This window comes from Staphylococcus xylosus (assembly GCF_002732165.1).
GTDB lineage: Bacteria > Bacillota > Bacilli > Staphylococcales > Staphylococcaceae > Staphylococcus > Staphylococcus xylosus.
This window is the reverse complement of sequence record NZ_MRZO01000002.1, coordinates 192340-217890: the sequence shown is the minus strand read 5'-3', so window position 1 is coordinate 217890 and position 25551 is coordinate 192340. Positions and strand designations below refer to the sequence as shown.

At 30.4% G+C, this 25551-nt stretch carries 18 protein-coding genes; 11 read left to right on the top strand and 7 right to left on the bottom strand.

Annotated features, from left to right (window positions below; all coding sequences use genetic code 11):
• Nucleotides 1-231: 231 nt before the first annotated feature.
• The 3 genes from glpT (at nucleotide 232) to BTM19_RS04315 (ending at nucleotide 4413) form a co-directional block, all read left to right on the top strand.
• Nucleotides 232-1581, top strand: coding sequence for a glycerol-3-phosphate transporter (gene glpT, locus BTM19_RS04325; RefSeq protein ID WP_037557259.1), 1350 nt, complete (start codon nucleotides 232-234; stop codon nucleotides 1579-1581).
• 317 nt (nucleotides 1582-1898) lie between these two features.
• The gene (locus BTM19_RS04320) at nucleotides 1899-2459 is read left to right on the top strand and encodes a helix-turn-helix domain-containing protein (RefSeq protein ID WP_029378716.1); all 561 of its coding nucleotides are present in this window, start codon (nucleotides 1899-1901) and stop codon (nucleotides 2457-2459) included.
• A 226-nt stretch (nucleotides 2460-2685) separates the two neighbouring features.
• Complete coding sequence (locus BTM19_RS04315; RefSeq protein ID WP_029378717.1) at nucleotides 2686-4413, top strand: solute:sodium symporter family transporter; 1728 nt, start codon at nucleotides 2686-2688, stop codon at nucleotides 4411-4413.
• Between the two features lie 178 nt (nucleotides 4414-4591).
• On the opposite strand, the gene BTM19_RS04310 is transcribed toward BTM19_RS04315, so the two are convergent.
• Together BTM19_RS04310 and BTM19_RS04305 are read right to left on the bottom strand one after the other, a co-directional pair.
• Nucleotides 4592-5299 (bottom strand): peroxiredoxin, encoded by a 708-nt coding sequence (locus BTM19_RS04310; protein WP_029378718.1) that lies wholly within the window; start codon nucleotides 5297-5299, stop codon nucleotides 4592-4594.
• A 65-nt stretch (nucleotides 5300-5364) separates the two neighbouring features.
• Complete coding sequence (locus BTM19_RS04305; RefSeq protein ID WP_029378719.1) at nucleotides 5365-5718, bottom strand: hypothetical protein; 354 nt, start codon at nucleotides 5716-5718, stop codon at nucleotides 5365-5367.
• A gap of 661 nt (nucleotides 5719-6379) precedes the next feature.
• Between BTM19_RS04305 and BTM19_RS04300 the strand changes: the two genes are divergently transcribed.
• Nucleotides 6380-7141 (top strand): MerR family transcriptional regulator, encoded by a 762-nt coding sequence (locus BTM19_RS04300; RefSeq protein WP_029378720.1) that lies wholly within the window; start codon nucleotides 6380-6382, stop codon nucleotides 7139-7141.
• An 81-nt stretch (nucleotides 7142-7222) separates the two neighbouring features.
• Here BTM19_RS04300 and BTM19_RS04295 read toward each other — a convergent pair whose 3' ends face one another.
• From BTM19_RS04295 to BTM19_RS04285, 3 genes are read right to left on the bottom strand one after another with little or no spacing between them, the layout of a single operon-like run.
• Nucleotides 7223-7372 (bottom strand): FeoB-associated Cys-rich membrane protein, encoded by a 150-nt coding sequence (locus tag BTM19_RS04295; protein ID WP_080661273.1) that lies wholly within the window; start codon nucleotides 7370-7372, stop codon nucleotides 7223-7225.
• Nucleotides 7373-7384: 12 nt separating this feature from the next.
• Complete coding sequence (feoB, locus tag BTM19_RS04290; protein WP_038679473.1) at nucleotides 7385-9379, bottom strand: ferrous iron transport protein B; 1995 nt, start codon at nucleotides 9377-9379, stop codon at nucleotides 7385-7387.
• Nucleotides 9372-9608, bottom strand: coding sequence for a FeoA family protein (locus tag BTM19_RS04285; protein ID WP_029378722.1), 237 nt, complete (start codon nucleotides 9606-9608; stop codon nucleotides 9372-9374). Before BTM19_RS04285 ends, feoB begins: the two co-directional genes overlap by 8 nt.
• Before the next feature lie 398 nt (nucleotides 9609-10006).
• Here BTM19_RS04285 and BTM19_RS04280 point away from each other — a divergent pair, with 398 nt between their 5' ends.
• The gene (locus BTM19_RS04280; RefSeq protein WP_029378723.1) at nucleotides 10007-10303 is read left to right on the top strand and encodes a hypothetical protein; all 297 of its coding nucleotides are present in this window, start codon (nucleotides 10007-10009) and stop codon (nucleotides 10301-10303) included.
• Between the two features lie 251 nt (nucleotides 10304-10554).
• Nucleotides 10555-11454: an ABC transporter substrate-binding protein gene (locus BTM19_RS04275; protein WP_029378724.1), complete on the top strand. Its 900-nt coding sequence runs from the start codon at nucleotides 10555-10557 to the stop codon at nucleotides 11452-11454.
• A gap of 65 nt (nucleotides 11455-11519) precedes the next feature.
• Here the strand turns inward: BTM19_RS04275 and BTM19_RS04270 are convergent, their stop codons facing one another.
• Nucleotides 11520-12353, bottom strand: a complete 834-nt coding sequence (locus BTM19_RS04270) for an aldo/keto reductase (RefSeq protein ID WP_058625790.1) — start codon at nucleotides 12351-12353, stop codon at nucleotides 11520-11522.
• A gap of 217 nt (nucleotides 12354-12570) precedes the next feature.
• On the opposite strand from BTM19_RS04270, the gene BTM19_RS04265 reads away from it, so the two are divergent.
• From BTM19_RS04265 to BTM19_RS04245, 5 genes are all read left to right on the top strand, one after another.
• Nucleotides 12571-13992 carry an APC family permease gene (locus tag BTM19_RS04265; RefSeq protein ID WP_029378726.1) on the top strand — a complete coding sequence of 474 codons (1422 nt, stop codon included), beginning with the start codon at nucleotides 12571-12573 and terminating at the stop codon, nucleotides 13990-13992.
• Between the two features lie 361 nt (nucleotides 13993-14353).
• A complete protein-coding gene (locus tag BTM19_RS04260) occupies nucleotides 14354-15100 on the top strand; it encodes an SDR family NAD(P)-dependent oxidoreductase (protein ID WP_029378727.1) in 747 nt (248 codons plus the stop codon).
• Between the two features lie 253 nt (nucleotides 15101-15353).
• Nucleotides 15354-19730, top strand: coding sequence for a non-ribosomal peptide synthetase (locus BTM19_RS04255; RefSeq protein WP_029378728.1), 4377 nt, complete (start codon nucleotides 15354-15356; stop codon nucleotides 19728-19730).
• A gap of 621 nt (nucleotides 19731-20351) precedes the next feature.
• A complete protein-coding gene (locus tag BTM19_RS04250; protein ID WP_029378729.1) occupies nucleotides 20352-22271 on the top strand; it encodes a hypothetical protein in 1920 nt (639 codons plus the stop codon).
• 105 nt (nucleotides 22272-22376) lie between these two features.
• A complete protein-coding gene (locus BTM19_RS04245; protein ID WP_029378730.1) occupies nucleotides 22377-22895 on the top strand; it encodes a hypothetical protein in 519 nt (172 codons plus the stop codon).
• Between the two features lie 400 nt (nucleotides 22896-23295).
• On the opposite strand, the gene BTM19_RS04240 is transcribed toward BTM19_RS04245, so the two are convergent.
• A complete protein-coding gene (locus tag BTM19_RS04240; RefSeq protein ID WP_029378731.1) occupies nucleotides 23296-25485 on the bottom strand; it encodes a bifunctional glycosyltransferase family 2 protein/CDP-glycerol:glycerophosphate glycerophosphotransferase in 2190 nt (729 codons plus the stop codon).
• Nucleotides 25486-25551 lie beyond the last annotated feature (66 nt).

Here is a 25551-nt window from a genome sequence, read left to right as displayed (position 1 = left end):
AGTTTATCAAAAACGATAATAACAAAATAATATAATTATTAATAGAAAAAGCGAGCATATGAATTTTTAATTTATCATTCTCGTTTTTTCTAATATATAACGATTTATAAATAATAACCTATTTTATGAAAAATCTGCAAAACGCCTTGCTATATTTCACTTTTAAATATAATATAATAATGATATTTTATAAATCATATATCGAAAGTATATTAAGTCAGGAGTGATTCAATGCTTCAATTTTTGAAACCGGCAAAACATATAGAACCTTTGCCTAAGGAGCAAGTGGATGATACATATAAGAAATTACGCTTTCAAGTATTCTTAGGTATCTTCATTGGTTATGCAGGTTATTATTTATTGCGTAAAAACTTTTCATTAGCAATGCCATCATTAATCGAGGATGGCTTTAGTAAAGGTGAACTTGGTATTGCACTTTCAGCAATTTCGATTGCTTATGGCTTTAGTAAGTTTATAATGGGAACCATTAGTGACCGTAGTAATGCCCGAATATTTTTAACTTTAGGCTTAATACTAACGGCAATTGTAAATTTATTACTTGGTTTTGTGCCTTTCTTTACATCAAGTATTACAATTATGTTCGTGTTACTATTTTTAAATGGGTGGTTCCAAGGTATGGGGTGGCCACCTTCAGGACGTGTTCTTGTCCATTGGTATAGTGTCAGTGAACGTGGTAGTAAGACTTCAATATGGAATGTAGCTCATAATGTAGGTGGCGGTTTAATGGCGCCTATAGCGACATGGGGTATTTCCATGACAGCAATGTATAATTTTGGTTACTTAAAAGGCTTTGAAGGTGTATTCATTTATCCAGCAATATTAGCCATCGTTATTGCGATTATTTCATACTGTTTAGTTAGAGATACACCTCAATCACAGGGGTTACCACCAATTGAACATTATAATAATGACTATTCTACATCATCTAAACAGACATTAGAGACAGAACTGACTACGAAAGAAATTTTATTTAAATATGTTCTGAATAATAAATGGGTTTGGGCAATTGCCTTTGCCAATATATTTGTTTATTTTGTACGTTATGGTGTGTTAGATTGGGCACCTACATACTTAAGTGAAGAGAAGCAATTCAATCTAAGTGAGTCGGGTTGGGCGTACTTCCTATATGAATGGGCAGGTATCCCAGGTACATTATTATGCGGTTACCTATCTGATAAATTATTTAAGGGACGTCGTGGCCCAGCAGGATTTTTCTTCATGCTAGGTGTAACAATATTTGTACTTATATATTGGCTGAATCCTCCTGGTAATGCTTGGTTAGATAATGTATCACTCATTGCTATTGGGTTCCTTATCTATGGACCGGTAATGTTAATTGGCTTACAAGCGTTAGATTATGTTCCTAAGAAAGCAGCTGGAACTGCAGCAGGATTAACTGGGTTGTTCGGTTATTTATTCGGAGCTGTAATGGCTAATATCGTATTAGGATTTGTAGTGCAACATTTTGGTTGGGATATTGGCTTTGTATTATTAACTGTTATTAGTATTTTAGCAATGCTTAGCTTCTTACTAACTTGGAACAAACGTGGTCAAGAATAAATACATTAATTGAGCTAATCACGTCAATTAATGAATTATATGGGTATGAATGAAGTTTTAACTACTGAATCTATGTAGTTATCAAAATTTAGTAACTAAATAAATATCAAAATATATGATTATCATGAGGGCGAAGATATGAAACTTTATTAGTTTCAATCTCGCCTTTTTTTTCGTTCTGTCTAAAGTCAGTCTTAAAATACTGTCATTATAGTATGTAAAAGCATTTAGACAAAGAAAATTGTGCAGATGTTAAAAAACTTTGATAGTCTAATAATATATTTTATCTTAATCTCTATTCGAAGGAGCAAAAAGCAATGAACCTAGGTCATCAAATCAAATATTTTCGCCAACGTGATCAACTTTCTCAAGAAGATTTAGCTAACAAACTATATGTTTCACGACAAACAATATCAAACTGGGAAAATGATAAGAGTTATCCTGACGTGCATAATTTGTTAATGCTTAGTTCATTGTTCGATGTTTCTTTAGATGATTTAGTCAAAGGAGATGTAGAGATTATGGAGCAAAAATTAAGAAAAGCTCGGTTTAACTTGTGGACGCATTTAATGATATGGCCAATGCTAATGGCTGCAATTTTAATTGGACCAGCAATGTATTATTGGGGAACAGTTGGTACTATAATCGAAGTTATATTATTAGGTATTGGTATAATGGCTTCTATTAAAGTGGATAGCATTAAGAAATCATACAATATACAAACTTATGACCGCATCGTTGCGTTTATGAAAGGTAACGACCCAAATGAGGTCAAGACTACTAAATTAAGAAATGTAGCTACATTTTGGTACAGCTTTATATTATTTGTAGGTACATTTTTAATAATCGCACTAATAAGTACTTTTATTTTTAAATGATAAAAATAGTGAATATGGTGTTTTAAAAGGATTGAGTGAATAGAGGACATTATTCAAAAGTAATAATAATCATAATATTTTTGTGTAATTTTATATTTTTCAAATAATTTTTCTGTGATAGGGAAGAGATGTAAAAAGATAAAATATTGTGGGAATTCAAAAGTATATTAATCAATATTAATTATTGATTTTAGACGTTAAGTTTTTCCAATATAGGGGGACAATTATGGGAGAAACTTTTTTTACACTTCTTTCTTGTGCAGGTTTTATGGCATTTGTTGCTTGGTATTCTTACCACAAAACTAAAAATAAAGTTAATGATTCAACGGGATATTTCTTAGCAGGAAGAGGATTAACAGGTGGCTTTATAGCAGGCTCTTTAGTATTGACAAACTTATCTGCAGAACAATTAATTGGATTAAATGGTCAAGCCTATAATGCTAATTTAACTAATATGGCTTGGGAAGTCACAGCGGGCTTTTCTGTTATTATTTTAGCACTTGTACTATTACCACGTTATTTAAAAGGTGCATTTACAACATTACCAGAGTTTTTAAATGCTAGGTTTGATCAAGGAACAAGATTGCTAGTTGTATTATTATTTATGCTTGGCTATGGCCTTATTACAATACCGTCAGTTTTATATTCAGGAGCGATAGCCGTATTACAGGTTTTTGATATACCTAATATGTTAGGTATTACATTTGAACAAGCTATGTGGTTGTCAGTTTGGACGATAGGCATTATAGGTTCTATTTACGCTATATTTGGAGGATTACGTGCGGTTGCTATCTCAGACACCATCAATGGCATTGGTTTATTGCTTGTTGGTCTGATTGTACCTATATTAGGTTTTATAGCATTAGGAAACGGTGATTTTTTTATAGGTATAAAAACAGTAGTGACAGAACATCCAGAAAAACTGAATTCTATTGGCTCTAGCAGTGATGGTGTACCTTTTGGAACTATATTTACTGGTATGCTATTCGCTAATTTATTTTACTGGGGGACTAACCAATATGTTATTCAACGTACGTTAGGTGCCAAAAGTCTTGCTGAAGGTCAAAAAGGAGCCTTGCTTACAGGTTTTTTAAAAATATTAGTTCCATTTTTGATGATGATTCCTGGTATAATAGCCTATCATCTCTATGGTCCTAAGTTAAAAAACATGGATTTAGCCTACCCAACACTAATAAATGATGTTTTTCCTACGTTTTTAAATGGTTTCTTTTTAGCTGTATTATTAGGGGCAGTTTTTTCAAGTTTTAATTCTTTGTTAAACAGTGCTGCAACCATGTTTTGTTACGATATTTATAAAGTTGTGCTGAATAAAAAAGCAAATGACCAAGAAATGATAAGAGTGAGCCAATGGTTTGGCGTTATATTATCATTATTAACCTTCTTTATTTCGCCGTTATTACTGTATGCTCCAGACGGCTTATGGACGATTATTAGGGAATTTACAGGTTTTTTTAATATACCAATTATAGTAATCGTATTAGTGGGTATATTTTCAAAAACTGTTCCAGCAATTGGAGCTAAAATTGTTATTATATCGCATGTAGTGATTTATTATATGTTAATGTGGGGTTTACCAACAATTTTCAATGTAACGATACCCATTAACTTTATTCATATTCAAGGACTACTTTTCTTAATAGAATTACTGTTTTTATTAATTTTAGGAAAAATAATGCCATTACAGGTTCCATTTACATTTCAGAACAAAGCTGTTGTTAATTTAACACCATGGAAATATGCTTTGCCAGTTTCAATTTGCTTATTAGGGAGTATTGTTTTTACATTTGGGTTATTTTCTAAAATTGGTTTAGCAATAGAAGGCAGTATTGTATCTATATGGTTTTGGCCATTTACTATAATATTAACTATTTGTACGATGGCATTATCATTTATTTCTATAAAAAATTGGAAGAAAAAGTATTTACATGAATAGAAGCGATATCCAATTAAAAATTATAAATTTGTGTGTCTAATGTGTTATTGATAACAAAGCAACTCTCATTATTTACCCATAATAAAAAAGGAAGGCTTTTACTACAATATATAGTAAAAGCCTTCCTTTTATTTTTTAGATACTTGCTGGTCAAGTCTGTCTGATTACTATTTATATGTTATTCATCTTGTAAAAAAGCATTATAAATTTTTTTAGTTTTATGTTCAATATCTTTTTCGCAGTAATACCAAGTTTTACAGTTATAGTTAGTATCATTTATATGGCCATTGGCATCTTTAAAGTTAGCGGGAGGTATGGATAGTACTTTGTCTCCTGGTTGCCAATTCTCGGGTGTTATTGAATCATTTTCGTCAGTAGTTTTCAATGCTTTTACTATGCGTATAATTTCGTCCACATTGCGTCCAATAGCAATAGGGTAATACATAATCGAACGCACAATTAAATTATCATCGATAATCAGAACTGCACGTGTAACTGATTCATTGTTATCCTCTTTAGACAATACACCATAGTCTATTGAAATTTGTTTACTTGAGTCAGAGATAAGTGGAAACTCTATATTAATATTAAAAGATGACTCTATATTTTTTAACCAAGATATATGAGAAGCGATACTATCCATACTTAAACCTAAGACAGATATTTGTAAATCTTTAAGTTCTTCATAATTTTCTTGTAACGTTATAAACTCAGAAGTAGATACTGGAGAAAAGTCAGATGGATATGCAAATAATAGCGTCCATTGTCCTTTAAAGTTGTCTAAAGTTACTTCCCCATGGGTTGATAATCCTTTGAAATGCGGGGCTTGCTGACCAATGTAGAGTGAATTGTTCATATCATAACCTGTTTCATTTTCAAAACTCATAACACTAACCTCACTTCGCTTCAAATTGTGAAAACATGCGTGTCTACTAAAGGTCCTTTAAAGTTTTATATTTTAGCCTGTATTTTAGTAATATTTAAACTAATCAAGGATCCACCTTCATTTTCTGAAACATTAAATTCTGTTATAAAATAAGACTGATTTTTGGTGAATTTATATTTGACAATATACTTATTGCCTCTCTTAAAATATTCATAGGAATATAGAGGAGATACTAAACGAGATAGTTTCTCTAAATATCGTTCTTTGACATATCTGTTAATACTTATATAATTTCTACTAATATATAACTTTTTTCTTAATTTGGAGAGTTCCCTAGGCCCTAATAAATTACAAAAAAGCTGGGAATTTTTTTCATTTATACTGAGAATAAAATTTTCGATGCAATCTTCTATTTTCATAGAATCACCTCTATCTATTTATTAAAAGTTAAACTCTCGAAAAATGGTCTATAATACTTTAGTTAAAAATTTAATTGTAAGCATGTGTCATAACTAATAAATACTGTGTTGTTTCTAACGATAAATAAAAAGTATTTGTATGAAAATGAATTGGGAATTTTCGTATTAATACTAAGGCGTTGGGGTAGTATATTGTACGTTATTACTTAATAGGCGGCTTCATTGTCGAAAAGTGAAAGTAAAATTTTTAGTAATGTTTTACTGTGATTTTAGATAACTTAATCTATAAGCTAAATTAATTAGTAAGTTAGTTAATTTAGAGCATCTATGTCTGAACTTTTCTACGTGTTCTATAGAGATTATTGGTCATTTTAAGCTACCTCCTTTAATATTTTTTGAAAATGTAATATTTCACCACTATATTAATATTCCCAGCAATTATTTTATCAAACATTTAAAAGTGTATTTAAAATAAGTTTTATTTTAGTTATATTCAAATATTATTAGTGTGGCAAATCAAAATAATAAATAATTTTAATGGTGAACTATGTTTTTTAAGTTATACGAATATGAGGTTAATTATAGCGAAATATATAATAAATTCACCCTTGAGGTTTACGTTACGTAAAGGTGTAAAGTGAAATTTGAAAGGAGGTAAATGATGACATATACAGTAAGTCAATTAGCTGAAATATCAGGCGTAAGTAATCGGACTTTACGTTATTATGATCAAATAGGTTTACTTAAGCCAGCTAGAATTAACGAATCTGGATATCGTATATATGAGCAAGAAGAAGTGGATATACTTCAACAAATCGTATTTTACCGTGAATTAGATGTCAGTTTAGATGAAATTAAAGATATTATTCAACAACCAACTTTTAATAAAATGAAAGCTTTAGAAAATCATTGTCATAACTTGAAACAACAACGTGAACGCCTCGATAAAATCATTCAAACAGTTGAAAAAACGATTGCTAACAATAAAGGAGAAATTACCATGCAAGATAAAGAAAAATTTGAAGGATTCAAGGAAAAAGTTATTAAAGAAAATGAAACACACTATGGAAGAGAGATAAGAACGCAATATGGAGATAATCTTATAGATCAAAGTAATAAAAAATTTAAGAATATGACACAGATAGTTTACGATGCTTGGAAGAATTTGGAAAAAGAAATTATTGATTTATTACCTAAAGCATATCAAACAGGCAATCCAACTTCTGAACTTGCACAATTATTGGCAGCAAAACACAAAGCTTGGCTCATGTATACGTGGCCTGAATACTCTAAAGATGCTCATGCGGGACTAGCAGAAATGTATGTTAACGATACTGCTTTTACTAATTATTATGATAGACACGTTGAAGGTGGTACACAATTTCTTAAGGATGCGATTTTAGTATTCGTTGGTGAAGTATAAGCACATCATGATGTTAATTAGCATTAAATATATAAGATGCCGCACTCTATATGATTTTGATATATAGAGCGCGGCGTTATTTTAGTTGTTTTTACGTTCAGTTATACAGCCGTCCTTTGAACCACATGAGCTACACTTTCCAGATTTGGATTTTCTAATAAATCTAGTGAGTGTATATACGGTATAACTAAATATTGCAGCAAACACAATAATATTTATTAAAATAGTCATAAAATCACTCCCTCATATAAATAGATGGCCAATCTGATAGAAAATGAATGATAACACATAGGCAGCAATTAAAGGATATGCAACCGCTAGTACAGTCCATTTAAGAGAATAAGTTTCTTTTCGAATAGTTGCTACGGTTGATAAACATGGTATATATAATAATATAAATATCATAAATGCATATGCAGATAACGGTGTGAATTGCTCTTGGATAATATTGACTAAACCTGACTCATCGGAAGCATAAATAATTGCCATTGAACTGACAATGACCTCTTTTGCAAGGAAGCCAGGAATTAAAGTTGCACCAGCTTGCCACGTGCCAAAACCTAATGGGGCTATAAAAATGGCAAAGAAGCTACCAATTGCATGTAAAAAGCTATCATTGACGTCTACATTAAATCCACTAGGTCCAGTGTAATTTAATAACCAAATTACAACTGAGCCACCAAAAATAAATGTACCTGCTTTTTTTACAAATCCTTTAGCTTTTTCCCATGTGCTTCGCCACAGTGTCTTGATAGATGGCATACGGTATGTTGGTAATTCTACTATGAATACAGAGTCATCATCTTTCAATACAGTCTTAGTCAGAATTATACTCGTAGCCAATGCTACAATGATGCCAAGGATATAAAGACTTAATACAATCAGCGCTTGCTGCTGTGCAAAGAATACACTAACAAATAAAGCATAGACCGGTAGACGTGCAGAACAGGACATAAAAGGTGCAATTAAGATTGTTGTAAGTCGTTCTTTTTCACTTTCGATACTACGAGCAGCCATAATACTAGGCACATTACAGCCAAATCCTATAATCATGGGAATAAATGATTTTCCACTTAATCCAAAAATTTCCATAATTCTGTCCATGAGTACAGCAATACGAGCCATATACCCAGAGTCTTCTAATAATGAAATAAAGAAGAAAAGTACCATGATTTGAGGTACAAATACTATGACTGCACCTACGCCGGCGATAATACCATCAGTGATTAAATCCTGTAAAAATGGTACTAAACTAATGCTTTCCATGACGGATTTAACAGTGTCGGTTAGTCTTCCTCCAATAAATTCATCAAGTTGATCTGATAGTGGTGTGCCTAACCAAGTAAATGTTATTTGAAATATCAACCACATAATACCTAGGAATATAGGAATACCTAGAAATTTGTGCGTTAATAATTTATCTAAACGTGAAGAGAAGTATTGATGTTCTTCATCAGGGTATTCGACAACGTCAGATAACAAAGCATCTATATAATCGCTTCGTTTTTGTTGTATTACTGCTCGAATATCAATGGATTGGGAAGCGGCTAAATGTTGACGTAAAGGTTCAATTCGATTAATTAAATTTTTATCAAGAAGTTCATGGATTTTTGGATTATCTAACAAAAATTGTATGGCGATAAAACGTAATAAGTGCTTTTCGAAATTACTGTGCTTCAGTAGTTGATTTGATATGTTTTGGATTGTATTTTCTATAATTTCACCATAATTAATTTGTAATGGTGAATTTCTAGTCAAATGTGTATCGTTTAGTGCTTCTAATAATTTTTTAGTACCTTTCCCATTTCTAGCGATAATAGGAAGTAAAGGAGTTTTTAATTTTTTCATGAGTGCGTCTTGATTAATATGGATACCCCGTTTCGCAGCAACATCAATCATGTTTAAGCCTATAATTATTGGTGCACCGAGTTCCATTAATTGAACGGTTAGTTGTAAATTTCTTTTTAATTGGCTAGCATCAACGATATTAATCATGCCAGAAAACTCATTTTTTAATAAGTAGTCGGTAACTACAGTCTCATCTTTTGAAATAGGTGATAATTCATATATTCCAGGTAAATCAATGAGCTCACCAGCATTAGATTTAAGACGTCCTACCTTCTTCTCTACAGTGACCCCACTCCAGTTACCTACATATTCGTATGTGCCAGTTAAAGCGTTAAATAATGAGGTTTTTCCTACATTAGGATTTCCTAAAATACAGAAACTATTAGTCATGAGATTCCTCAAGTAAAATATGACATGCATCACAACCACGGATACTTAAGTTTTGGCCATTTATTTCCAAAATACAAGGGCCTCTAAATAAGCATTTTTGTTTAATTTTTACATTCGATCCAGGGGTTACACCTAAAGCGTTAAGACGCTGAATCATGTGTGTGTTTTTGATTTTCATACCTTTAATTTTATAATTTTTTTCTAAAATACCAGTCTTTAAATTCAACATACTCATCACTCTTTCATAATAATAATCATTATCAATTATATAGTTATATTTTGAGCAATAGAAGTCGTTGGCATATTGTATTTATGAAAACTTTGTTAAACATTTTTGAGCAAGACATACATTATTTGAAGTAGTAAAAAAGATATTATTTAGTAATCCATAATTAATTATGTAAACGGGTATAGTATAGTGAGCAAAGATGTTGTAATTATTATTGTGTAATAATACACTACAGTAAACATCAATTTTATTAATTAACTAACTTGAGGTTTGTGAAGATAAAGAGATACATAATGATTAAAGACAACTAGATTATTTGAAATCAATCTAATTCTTGAAGCAATGTGATGTTTATAAGCAGCAACTTTAAAATACGCATTAAATTAGGAGGGATTCAAATGACTATCCGTGAAAACAAAAGCATTAAAGTGAAAAGACTGAATGAAGCGCGATCAAGTGGTATATCTGTCATGATTGAAGAAGGCGGCTTAGGAGCAGATCAATATTATCAAATAGAAAAACAAAATGCTAAAACATCTGAAGAACACTTACATCAGTTTGAACACGAAGTTAGCGAAAAAAGTGACTTAGAACTTGTTGAACTATTAATCGTTAATGCCCAAGAAAGTACTAACAGAGAATATAGCGAAGCATTAAAAGTAATTAAATTAGAAATATTAAAACGTATGGAATAAATTTAATGTGAAAGTGGTTGGGAGTTACATCCCAGCCACTTATTTTTATCTCATGAGTTAATCAACTTATCTCATCCCTTCAGAACATTGTAAGTAAACTATTTAATAGGTGAATCAAGCAAAAATATAAAGTGTTAAAACTAATAATATTTATTATTAATTTTAAAATACAAATAAATATATTGCTTATTATTAATGCTAGGCATAAAATATAATTAATAGTGATAATCATTATCAATAGGAGGGGCCAAATGAAACAATTATTAAGTTTTATTATTTTAGTAGTACTGTTGCTCTCAGCATGTAGTAATGAGTCAAAATCTAATGAAAAAGAAAGCACGAAAAGTTATACATTGGGTAGTGGTAAAAAGGTTGATATTCCAAAGCATCCAAAGCGTATTGCAGTTGTGGCTAATACATATGCAGGTGGCATAAAATATTTAGGTGGTAATATAATCGGTGTTACTAAAGATATAGAAAAGAGTAATGTTCTAAAAGATAAATTTAAAAATACTGCAAAGCTAAATGAAAACGATGTGGAAAAAGTTGTAAAACTTAAGCCAGATTTAATTATTGTTGATACTACTGACAAAAATATTAAAAAGTATGAAAAAATTGCGGCAACATTACCAATCGAATACGGTAATAAAGATTATTTAGACACGCAAATTGAATTAGGTAAGATACTTGGTAAGGAGAAAGAAGCTAAAGATTGGGTGGAAAAATGGAAAGCTCAAACTGCTAAGGATTCTAAAGAAATCAAAGGGCATATAGGAGAAAACGCAACAGTTTCAATTTTTGATGATTTTAGCAAAAACATCTATGCATTTGGTCCAGAGTGGGGACGTGGCGGAGAAGTGTTATATCAAGCATTTGATTTAAATATGCCTCAACCGTTAGAAAAAGAAGTCAAAAAAGATGGTTGGAAAGAATTATCACAAGAACAACTGCCGAAGTTTGCTGGAGATTACGTTATCACGATGAGTGAAGGCAAAGCTCAATCAGAATTTGAAAAAACAAATATGTGGCAACAAATACCTGCTGTTAAAAATAATCATATTATTAAAGTGAAAGCCGAGACATATTGGTACAATGACCCGTATTCATTAGCATTTCAAAGAAAAGAACTTAAAAATAATTTAATGAAATAAGCAAAAAAAGAGTGGGACAGCAATCATATATTATAAAATGATTGTCGTTCCACTCTATTAATTATTTATCCATTAAATTCTTCAGGGTTTGGCCCAATTCTTTTATCTTGATTTAAAGCATCAATACGATTAATTTGAGCTTCAGTTAATGAAAAATCAAAAACATTTATATTTTCTTCAATTCTATGTGGTGTTACAGACTTAGGAATTGTAACAACACCATGTTCAATGTTCCATCTGATCACAATTTGTGCAGGAGATTTTCCAGTTTCATCGGCTATAGCATTTATTGTCTCATCTGTAAGGATTTCAGCATTCATTAAAGGTGACCAAGATTCCATTTGAATAGATGCTTGAGCTAAATAGTTTCTTAATGGTTCTTGTGTAAAGTATGGGTGGAATTCTACTTGGTTAATAACTGGTTTAATAGTCGTTTTCGCTTCTAGCAACTCTAATTGTTCAATTGTAAAGTTACTAACACCAATATTTTTAACTTTGCCTTCATTATATAGTGTTTCCATGCCTTCCCAAGTTTCTAGCATAAGTGATTCATTTGTGCCTGGCCAGTGAATGAGGTATAGGTCTAAGTAATCTAATCCAAGATTGCTTAATGACTTTTCATAGCCATCTTTCACGTTATCTTTACCATAGTGATTTAACCATAATTTAGATGTAATAAATAAATCTTCTCTTTGTATACCTGCTGCTGCTATACCTTCTTGTATACCTTGTCCAACCATTTCTTCATTAGCATAAACTAATGCCGCGTCGATACTACGATATCCGTTAATGATTGCATGCTTAACTGCATTTTTTGCTGTATCATCATTTTCTACTCTAAAGACGCCTAAGCCAAGTTGTGGCATTGAGTTGCCATTATTAAAAGTTATATTTTGCATCATTATGCTCCTTTTCATTAAATAAAATTTAGTAAATTATTACCTATGAACGCCATTTTAAACCTCTTAATAGGAGAATGTAAGTACGCACTTTAAAGTAACCTAGGTAAAATTACTTAAAAATAATAATTCTTTTTGAAAATGGCATGTACAATAGTTTCAAATATCATTATACTTAAAAACATGTTTGTTTTAAAAAAAGCTAGGAGATATAAAAATGAATCTAATACATAGAATACTACGTAAAGAAGATGTATCGCGCTATCAAAATAAAGATGCGCACTTAGAGCGTACACTTCGCGTTAAGGACTTTTTAGCATTAGGTGTTGGGACAATCGTTTCAACTGCTATTTTTACATTGCCAGGGGTTGTGGCTGCGGATCATACGGGACCTTCCGTCAGTCTATCCTTTTTAGTTGCAGCAATTGTGGCAGCTATGGTTGCATTTGTATATGCTGAAATGGCAACAGTAATGCCGTTTGCAGGCTCTGCATATACTTGGATTAGTATATTATTTGGAGAGTTTTTTGGTTGGATTGTTGGCTGGGCATTAATCGCTGAATATTTAATTGCAGTTTCCTTTGTAGCATCTGGTTTTTCTGCAAATTTAAGAGGGCTGTTAGACCCCTTCCATATTTCTCTACCTAATTCACTTTCAAATTCATTAGGTACTGATGGTGGGGTAATAGACTTGATAGCAGCAATTGTAGTTGTTATTACTGCTTTATTATTGTCTAGAGGTACTTCAGAAACAGCACGAGTACAGAATATATTAGTTGTGTTAAAAGTACTAGCAATTTTCCTATTTATAATAGTAGGTTTATCTGTAATAGACATTGGACATTATGTACCGTTTATTCCTGAATATAAAGAAACGGCAGCAGGTGCTTTTGGTGGCTGGCAAGGCATTTATGCAGGCAGTTCTGTTATATTTGTTGCTTACATTGGTTTTGATTCTATCGCTGCCAATTCTGGTGAAGCTATTAATCCACAAAAGACGATGCCTAGAGGGATTTTAGGCTCATTGCTAATTGCCGTGACGTTATTCGTCATTGTAGCATTAGTACTAGTGGGTATGTTTGATTATAGTGAATATAAAAATAATGCTGAACCAGTTGGTTGGGCATTACGTACAAGCGGTCATGGCACGATTGCCATTATTGTACAAGCCATTTCTGTCATTGGTATGTTTACTGCATTAATTGGAATGATGCTAGCTGGTTCACGCTTACTTTACTCATTTGGTAGAGATGGCATCCTTCCGTCTTGGTTAGGTAAATTGAACAATAAGAACTTACCGAATCGCGCCTTAGTCGTATTATCTATCGTTGCGGTAATTGTTGGATCTGTATTCCCATTTGGATTCTTAGCTCAATTAATTACTGCAGGAACATTAGTAGCCTTTATGTTTGTAACAGTGGGTATTTTCGCTTTACGTAAGCGAGAAGGTAAAGATTTACCATTACCAGCATTTAAATTACCTTTGTATCCAGTTATGCCAATACTTATCTTTATTTGTGTGTTTGCAGTATTTTGGGGATTAAGTGGACAAGCTAAATTCTATACATTGATTTGGTTTGTCATTGGTATAGTATACTACCTGTTCTATATCATTAAGACGAATGGTCAACAAAAATAGTTAGATGTAAATGTTAAAATATAATATTAAAATGTACACTTCAAACTGCCATCAAGTCTTTGACTTGATGGCAGTTTTTTTCATATCCCTCCTTATGGTAGGAGTTTATGAAGGTATAGTGTGTTTGTGATTCTTATTTTCTTCTATAAACATTCTCTTTGTAATAGTACTATATACAAAATTTTCTTTTATTAAACTTTGAATAGCTTCCTATTGTTTTTGATTATTTTAATAGTATATAAAAACATGTTTTTTATTGATTGATAAATATATAAAAAATGATTTATAACTGATTTTTATGTTATTATCGTGATTGTCATTGATATTTCGTTTTTAAAATATAATTAAAAGGAGTGTTAGTGTGGATAATAAGCATTACATTATTACTGGGGGAACCAGTGGTTTAGGTTACTCTATCGTTAAAGCATTACTTAATAAAGGATGTAAAGTTACTATTCTATCGCGAGATTTATATAAATATAATCAAATTGAATTATTTAAAAATAACAAGAATGTTCAGGTTATAGAATGTGACCTATTAAATATTGAAGATTTAACATTGTTGGAGAGTAAATTAAGCAATGATATAGACGGTTTTATTCATTGTGCAGGTTTGAGTTATATAGTAAATATGTCTTCCATCTCTATAGAGCAAATGAATGAAATTTATAAAATTAATACAATTAATTTTTCTATTTTATTGAATGTTTTGCGAAAATTTTTTGTTGAAGAACCAACAATTGTAGGGGTTTCCAGCTTTGCTTCATTAATAACAGATAAAGGTACTGGTCATTACGGAGCTTCTAAAGCGGCATTTTCTCAAATATTAAATACTTTAAGAATGGAAGAGCCAAAGTACCATGTTCTTGTAGTAAATCCAGGACCAATAGATACTCCTTTTTTAAAGAAAGCAGATCTGCATGGACTATATAAAAACATGAATAAAACATTTATATTAAATCCTGATAAATTAGCAGAAACTATAGTAAAAGGTATTCAAAAGCAAAAAGAAGAAATAAACAAGCCCCAACTTGTTTATTATCTTTTAAAAATATATCAAATATCACCATTATATTTGAAGAAAAAATTACACAAATACTTGGCTTAAAAAGAAATAAATAGCACATCCTGGGATCTAGTAATCCAAAGTAAATAAAACTTGCTACTTTTTAGTTGATGAAATGTATTTATGTTTCAGAATCTATTAATATAAATACTTTTCTGTTTTATTGAACTATACTTATTTGAATATATAATTGTAATAAAAATTACAAAGAATATCGTCATAAAATAATGTGCAAATGAATATAACGTGTAATTATATGTTGTATTCATTTATTAAAATTATGGAGGTAAAATTAGTGAGAGAGTATAGATTATCTGAAGCGCAACGTGAAATTATTCAGTTAGAAGAATATTATGAAAACACTAGTATTAATAATATAGCAGCAATGGTTACTATTAAAGATAATGTTAAAATAGAAGAAATTGATAAATCACTAAACAATTTAATAAAAAGACATGAGAGTTATAGGATTAAAGTTAGAAAATTGAACTCTGAATATAAACAATATATTGATGAATATAAGAGAAAAGACTTTGAGTATATTGATTTTTATAATAATAAAAAGGGTTATGATGAATGGATTACTACACAGATAGAATCAAATATATTTGCCTTCAATAGCGAATTATTTAAGTTTGTAATTTTAACTCAACCTAGTGGAGATATTGGAATATTACTGTTACAACATCATATTATTTCAGATGGGTGGAGTATGACCATAGCTGGGAATACGTTATGTGAGTCATTAATTTACGGAAAAAAAGAAGAGCGTTTTGAATTTACGTATTTAGACCACGTGGAAGAAGAAATAAATTATAAAAATTCATCTAGATTTGAAAAAGATAAACAATTTTGGATTGAAAAAGTAGAAAATTTAGAAAATAACGAGTTATTTGAAAATAAAAGGAATAATAGTGCCCAGGGGAATAGGCTAAATTATAGTCTTTCAGAAATATATACACATAAAATTATGGAATTTTGTAAAAGTAACCAATTAAGTATTAGCAATTTGTTTTCTGCTGCTATGTTGATTTTAAAGTATAAAAAAAATTCAGTAACTAAGAATTCGATTGGATTAATATTACACAATAGAAATACGCAATTTGAAAAGCAAGTGACAGGAGTCTATTCAAGAGTTTTACCTATAATTGTGGAAATAGATAAAAAATTATCTATTAATGAATTTTTAAAGTTAATGAAAAAAGAAACATTCAAGTTGTTGAAACATAGAAAATATCCAAATAGTTATATAGTTGAACATAGCAAAAATGCAAAAGGTTTATTAGACTTTGTAGTATCATTTCAAAACACTCAGCATAACCCAGATTTTATTAAAAAGGGATACTCAGAAGAATGGTTAGACCCTGGTACAACAAATGTCCCATTAGGTCTAAATATAAGTAATAGAGATGGAGAAGACACCCTTGAAATAGATTATGAGTACCAGCTAGACCTGGTTAGCGAAAAAGAAGTTATAAATTTACACTCAAATATTATAAAAATTTTAAATGTAATTCTAGAGAATCCAGAACAAAAAATTAGTGAAATTGAGACTATTACTGAAGAAGAAAAGACGCTTATTTTACATGACTTTAATAATACACAAGTAAGCATGGGTAACACGAAACCCTTTGTAGAGATTTTTGAAAGCCAAGTGAAAAAAACGCCAAATAATAAGGCAGTTACTTACGAAGGTGAAAGTCTTACTTACCAAACATTAAACACTAAAGCAAATCAAGTCGCGCATCAATTACGACGCAATGGCGTCAAACCGAATAGCTTAGTAGGTGTAATGACAAACCGTAATTTGGAAATGATAGTTGGGATATATGGTGTTTTAAAAGCGGGTGGCGCCTATGTTCCAATTGATCCAGAATATCCGAGCGAGCGTATCAATTATATTTTAAGAGACAGTAAACCCAATACACTATTAACAGATAGAGCTTTAAGCACTTCTATTGAATTTAATCAATCGGTTATAAATTTGGTGGAGAATAAAAGTATATCAATACAACCCACAAAGAATTTATCGCATGTTACAAGTATATCTGACTTGATGTGTATTATTTATACTTCTGGCACTACAGGTAAACCTAAGGGTGTTAAGATAACTTTTAAAGGTGTTATGAATAATCTTAATAGAAGAATTAAGAGATTTGGTATTAGTAGTAAAGATAATATATTATTTAAAATGCCATTTACATTTGACCCGTCAATTTGGGAATTATTTGGATGGGCTATGGTTGGGGCACAAGCTACATTGTTACCTTCGGGTAAAGAAGGTAACTCAGAAGTAATCACATCATTAATTCACACATCTAAAGTGTCGTTAGCTGTCTTTGTACCTTCTATGTTCAACCCATTTATTCATTATATTCAGTTAACTAAACAACCGAACTTACTTTCCAGCTTAAGGTATGTCTTAGTTGGAGGCGAAGCAGTGAAGCCAGAGTTAGTTAATCAATTTAATAAATGGATTGGTAAGGTGAATAATACACAATTAATCAATGTTTATGGCCCTACTGAAACTACTATTGATGTGACGAACTTTAGTTTTAAAAATAATGTTATCTATGAAACTATACCTATTGGTCAACCTATTGCGAATACGCAAGCGTATATTATGGATGAAGATAATAACCTCGTGGGTATTGATAATCAAGGAGAGCTTTGTATCGGAGGAGCAGGTGTGGCTGATGGTTATTTAAACCGACCTCAATTAACAGAAGAAAGATTTATTGATAACCCGTTTGGTAAAGGAAAGTTATACCGTACAGGTGATTTAGCGAAATGGCAAGAAGATGGAAATATTATTTGTTTAGGGCGTATCGATGATCAAGTAAAAATACGTGGTTATCGCATTGAACTCGGTGAAATAGAAAGTGCTTTACGTAAAAATGAAAAACTCACAGATGTCGCTGTCATTGCCAAATCAATGGGAGAAGGAAATATAGCTCTTTGCGCTTACCTAGTCTCAGAAGAAGATCTAGACTATGAATATATCAAAAGAGATTTAAGCGAAAGCTTGCCAAATTATATGATTCCAACATATATAACTCAAATTGAAAAAATACCAGTTACAGATAATGGTAAATTAAATAAAAGGCAGCTGCCTGAAATTAAGATTGAAAGTAAAGTATATGTTGCACCTAAAGATGATACAGAAGTAATGATCACTCAAATATTTGAGAATATATTGCATATTGAAAGTGTTGGCACGAATGATAATTTCTTTGAAATTGGTGGCCACTCACTTAATGCTTTGGGAATTATAAATGAAATAGAACATAAAAGCGGTGTCCGTATACCAGTTACTGATATTTTTGAAAAACCAACAGTTATACAATTGGCTAAAATTATAAAGGAAAGTAATAAATACACAAATTTACGAAAAATACCAAAAGCTGAAGATAAATTATTTTATTCTATATCTCCGATGCAAAAGCATATATATATATTGAATAAAATTGCTGGTAAACAAACAACTTCATATAACATGCCTGGAGCTTTTGAAATAAAAGGTGATATAGATATAAAAAGCATACAGAATGCTTTTCAAACTTTAGTTAATCGACATGAAGCATTAAGAACGCGTTTTGAAACAATTGATGGAGAAACTGTTCAAATAATTGAAGATGACATACAAATTAGTGTAGATTATGAAGAAAAACCAAATATTGATTATGATGCACTTTTACAAGATTTTGTAAAACCATTCAATTTAAAAATTGCACCGTTGTTAAGAGTTAAAATAGTGAAATTTGATAAACAGCGTTATATATTGTTATTCGATATTCATCATATCATTTCAGACGGTGCTTCCATTTATCATATTATTGGCGAATTTTCAAAATTATATCAAGGGCATACTTTAGCTGAGATGAAGTTACAGTATAAAGACTATAGTGAATGGATTAAAAATTATGATTTAAGCAAGCAACGTACATTTTGGTTGTCACAGTTTGAAGATAAACTTCCAATTTTAGATTTACCTTTGGACTATCCAAGACCTAAACAACAAACTTTTGAAGGTAAAACAATTACTGTGAACATGCCTAATGAAACAAAAAAAGCAATAGATAAACTTGCACAAGCGACTGGTAGCACTGATTATACAATCCTATTAACATCATTAATGATATTGATGAATAAGTATACTAATCAAGAAGATGTAGTAATCGGTAGCCCCGTTTCAGGACGTACACAAAAAGATACTGAAGAAGTTGTCGGTGCATTTTTTAATAGACTTGCATTACGTGGTTTTCCGGAAGATAATAAATCATTTAATCAATTATTAACAGAAATTACTGAGCTATCGTTGAAAGCTTTAGATAACCAAGATTATCCTATTGAATACTTGAAAGAAGAAATTGTAGAAAAATATAATTTAACTCGTAATACATTACATGATGTAACTTTTGCATTCCAAAATATTAATGAGCAATTATTGAACGTAGATGGTTGGGAAATTGAACCTAAAGAAACTATCGATACAAATATAAAATTTGATTTACACATGATGATAGAAGGGGACGAATTTTACAAAGTCTCTTTAAAATATGCGAGTGAATTATTTTCTTCATCAACAATTCAACGTATGTTGGATAGATTTATAAACATATTGGATAGTGTTACAAAATATCCAGAACAAAAAATAAGTGAAATAGAGTAAAAGATTAATTAAATAAAACTTATCAGAACTGTGTTTGATACCAATTCCTAATTAAGAAAAGTTGATGTAAAACGCTAAAAGTCCGGGACATAAAGTAATGTCTCGGACTTTCTATTTTTATGTTTTAGAATAAGGCTTCACTTATTATTGTAAAATCAAACTAAATTGTATTAGCTAATATTTCCTGGAAATGCTGCACAACATAAATATTTCTATAATCAATGAAGTATTTGGATGGAGTTCATGTAAAAAATTTTATACTGGTAAATTTCTACACATTACTGTTACTACTTCCTTTTATACTAAAAAAACATTTATATTTCGGAAATTGTAAAAAAATAATTACAAAATTAGGAAACTCATAATTAAAATACGTGTTTTTATTCAAAATATTAATATTATATATTTAATTAATATGTTATCATCTAAATATGATAGATGATTATAATTTATTATAGAAGATATTAAAAAATACATAAGTTCTTTTTTTGATATTATTCCGTTGTACAGGCAAGAATATTAGTTTATGATTCTTGACCATCGATTAAGTATAAAGTGAAGTCATTTAAGTATTATTAAAATACTTTTTAAACAATAACTCGAATGGAAGGATGACATGTAATGAGCAATAATGTTTTAGATATTAGTTCTTTAGAAATAGACCATGTACTTGCAGGAGAAACAGAAATATATATTGTTCCAATCGTTGCCCCAGTATTAAGAAAAGGAGATTCTAAAGGGAATGCTGTTGATTGTTTTAAACAAATCTTAGGTTCCTCTAAAATTGTCCAATCTTTTGATGTGACAATAGATCATAATGATGAAAATGAGCCATTCAAAATATTCGAAGATCGAGAATACTGTATTACAGACCTAACTTCCTTACATAATATTAAAGAGGTTAAACGTCCTGACTGTAATTTTGGTTTAAGGCTTTATATGCCTCATAAAAATAAATCCAAATTAAAAGTTATAAATAATGATATTTTAAAAGAAATCAATTTCACTGGTTTTGATATTTCTGATTTAAGTAAAGGATTAAACTTTGAAACATTACAACCACTAAAAGACGCAATAATAGAACAAATTCAAAATAAAAATGGAGCTAAGCAAAAATTGTTTAATGAGAAACAGAATAAACAAGTTATAGCTATTAATAAAACCGAAGATTCTTCAGATATTCAGTTTTTAAAAAGTAATCTATATAACACATTAGATTCGCTTATAGATAAAGTATATTTAGATGACGAAAATTTAGAGTTTAGAAGTATTGTCGATGACAAAGGTTATAATGAAGAAATATTACCTACTTATCGAAAGCTTGAGCAATTAACTGAAGACGACTTTAACAAAGCCAAAAATGATAAATTAGCAGTTTTAGAAAAAAAGAGAGAAGATATTATTAATACCATATTTAATCAACTTGTTAATGATTTGTGGAGTAAAAGTATTGAAGCAGATAAAATGCGTAATTATAAATCAAATGATTCTCAATATCATAGAACATACACACAAATTGAAAGTAAATTACAAGAAGATTTAGGAGTTATTCCAAAGAAAGTTGAAGAACAAACTAAAAAATTAGAAAAAGAATTTGAAACAAGTAAAAATGAGCGTAGTGAAAAAGCACGTAGAGATATGGAAGAAAGAATAGAAAGAGAAGAAAGACCGATTTTAACAAATCGTATTCGTGAATTTGAGAAGACATTATCAGATAAAGCCAAAAATGCTTATAATAACCAAATTAAAGTATTAGATGCTAATGTCAAAAATGACTATGACTTGCATATTACTAAAATTGTCGATGACATCGTTCAACATCATCAAGAGACGATAGCTAGTAAAAAGTCGGAACTTCAAAATATTATGGAAAAAGACGTGGAAACATTAGTCCAAAAAAGAAGTGAAGACGTCGACAAACTTAGAGGAGAAATTAGTAAGTTAGAACAAGATTTAATTTATAATGAAGCAACATTTAATGAACGTTTAGATTTAGCAGTGAATCAAAAAGTAACTGATTATGAATTAAAAGACTCACAAATGACAGATGAAATTAATTGGTTAAGAGTAGAATTAGAAAAATCAAAAAGAGAAAGCGCAGATAAAGATGAATCGATCCGTTCTAAAGAAATGGAACTTCAAAATAATAGAAGTCATCTAGATCGATTAAATCAACAACTAGAACAAAGTAATCAAACAAGTTTAAGTATCTCGGCGCGTGCTATGGAAATTAAACAACAGGCCCTAAGTTTTTCAAATATTGAGTCAAATCAATCAAATTTCAGTAAGGTAGCTGGGCCGCAGAATATCGATGTCGGTAACTTACTAGATGATGATGCTGAAAAAGCAAAACGATATGAACGAAGAAAAAAACCAACGTTCTTTACTTGGTTAGGTGGACTCTTTTTATGTGCCGTGCTAGGTTCAGGTACTTTATTTGGTAGTCATGTAGCCAATAGCCAAGAAAAACAAGATAATAATACAGAGACGCAAACTCATGTTCAAAATTCACAAAAAACAGAATTATCAAAAAATAAATGATGATGTTTAGAAGCACCTATTGTTAACAAAATAGCGGTCTCAATGGATAAGTGAGCGCTAGCTTAATAACACGGATCAATATTAAACAATACGGGAGTGGAAACAATGAACCAACAAAAACTAGAAGAATTGAACCGGCTGGCAAAGGGCACAGTAAAAGAGAAAAAAATTGCACTTACATTTGGTTATCAACCAATCATCGAAGCATTAAAAAAGGATGAAAATAAAGAAGTTTCAGATTTTGCACAAACGATGGATGCAAACAGAGATTTGAAATTATACAAAAATAACCTCTACTATAGGCGTTCCAAAGAACAATTTCAAAAAGATTTGAAACAAGCAACGCAATATATGTATGCTACATTAATATTAATCGGTATCGCTATAGTGTCTATACTTATAGCTGTGATTATCTTTTTTGTGAATCCAACTGCGAACGTGTCATTATTTATCACAATTACAGTGTTAGCAATATTAGGGTCACTTGTCACAGTTTTACTTTCCAAGCGAATTGGAGTTTCCTATAATGATAGTAAACAATCATTGGCAAGATCCAAGTATTTACTCAATATTTCACAATCTAATTCACAATCATTACAAGCACAAATCAATAATAATGAATAAAGCCAATCTATATAGTTAGAAAACTATATCTAGTTTGATGTTAACCTAAACCGCAGAATTACTGATGAGTATTAGCTACAATGAATTCTCTAACTGTTTAAACTAACTTAGTGAAATTGAATAATAAAAATAAAGTTCCTAAACATTTATCGATGTCTAGGAACTTTATTTTTATATAGGTAATAGATTCTTGAATTGAAAAGATAAAGTGGGGTTATCTAATTTATTAAATAGCACTACTCTAGATGATACTCTAGTTAGATAGAACTTTTTAAAAATATTACTCTTTTTGTCATAATATAGGATTAATATAACAAATATTAACTTAAAAAGTGATTTCCTGTTATATAGCAATCTTCAGTCCGAATGTTTACTAATGGCTATTTATATTATTATCTTATTAAATTTTATTATCTGTATTTTGTATTCTATTTGCGATCAAATCTCCGAGGTGTTGCGATGCTTTACCGTTCTCGATTACGCAGAAACGATTATAAAATTGATTGATTTTTTGCTGATACTGTTGCTCAATTTGTTTAATATTTTCCAACCCTGCAATTAAATCTTCTGTATTTGTATAAATAGGGCCTGGTAAGTCATTAAGATAATCAAAGTAAAAGCCTCTCAAGTCAGTACTGTATTTCTCCATATCATAGGCATAGAAAATCTGAGGACGCTTTAATATACCAAAATCAAACATGACCGAAGAATAATCTGTGATTAAGCAATCAGAAATCAGATATAATTCTGAAATATCGTCATACTTTGAAACATCAATCGCAAAATTTGTATATTGGCTAAGGTCTAGCTCATTAGAAATTAAATAATGCATTCGGAATAAAACTACATATGTGTCTCCTAAGCGATTTTGAAGTTTATTGATATCTAGTTTTAAATTCGAAATATATTTATTTTCTGTACTGTATTCATCATCTCTCCAAGTTGGTGCGTATAAAATCACTTTTTTATCGGACGGGATTCCTAATTTATCTTTAATTTTACGATGTAGCTCTTGATCATGTTGATGATTGATGAGTAAGTCGTTTCTAGGGTAACCAATTTCCAAAATTTGATTACGTGCCATCCAAAAAGCTGATTGGAATATAGTAGTAGAATAAGTATTCGGGGATACTAAATAATCCCAACGTCGTGTAGATTCATAAAAATGCTTCTTATATGTGGCAGTTGTTGTATTAGGCATGCGAACTACTGTCATATCATTTGCTAGAAATTTTAAAGGTGTACCGTGCCAAACTTGAATATAGAGTTGGTTACTTTTCTTTTTAATAAATAATGGTAATCGTGCATTAGAAACCCAAACTTGTGCTTTTTTATAAATATCGTAATATGCAGCACTTTGTTTTTGTATAGGCTTAATACCTTCTGGGATATCTATGTTTTTAGTATCTCTAAACACCCAGTAATAATGAAAGTTTGGGTAGTGTGATTTCATATACTCATAAATATATTTAGGGCTATCATTATAACTACTACCACCGAACGATTCGAACACTACTGTTTGCTGTGACACATCAGAATTTTTATTAAACAAGACATATTTAGCATAATGTTTATTCGGTTTGTTTAGCAAAATGGCTTTATAAAAGCGTAAACGATACCTTTTATAATTAAGTTTGATGGCAAGTTGCGTAAAGCCAAATTGAATAAATCGTAATTCTAAATTAAATAAAGGTGATTCTGATTTTAATGCTGGTTTGATCATCGGTATGATACCAGCTAACATTTTGCTAGCGAATTGATAATGAGCAGCATTATTTTGATTATTTGGTTCAAACCAAATATGTAGTTTATCTACCATGTGTTGTAGTATAAAAATTTTTAATGATTTTTTATTATTAAGTTTATTAACGCGTTGAATAGCATCTTTAAAGGCATCTATATAGTCAGGAAATATAGATTCAAACGGTTGGGCTCTCAGCTTTTCAGTTTTAAAAGGATCATAAATCTCCCCACAAAAGTAAAAAGGTACGCCTTCAATATGAATAAATGTTTCTGCATAATTGTTATATTCTAAAATGAACGACCAATCTGCGTAAATATTAAGATTTTCATTAAGCTTTATACAATGATTTTGTACAATGCTTGTTTTGAATATAATATTACTGATTGAATCTTGCTTTAGTAAGGCGTCTGGATATTTATTAATCTTTTTGTAATGAACAGTTAAATCTTCATCAAGATAACAATTAGGTATATTTAAAGAGAAGTCATGTATTTTCGAAATAACTGCATCTTGCTGTTTGAGATGTTTTAAGTATACTTCAATGGTATAAGGCGAGATGATATCATCAGCATCTACAAACATAAAATAGGGTGTCTCAACATGAGCGATTCCTTTATTTCGTGCATAGGCATGACCATGATTTTTATTTAATTTAATATATTTAGGTTGTTTTGAATAATTTTCTAGTTTTTCAAATAAGTAATTTTCAGATAGATCTTGTGCACCATCATTAACTAATATTAATTCAAATTGTTGATTTGACTGATTAATAAGGCTTTCTAGGCATTGTTTGAGGTGTGTTTCGTTGTTATAAAAAGGTACGATGATTGTAAGTTGATTATACATATGTAAACCTCCGTCATGCTGTTTTATAAAATAGAGAAGAGGGAGTAGGACAGAAACGCTGTTTGT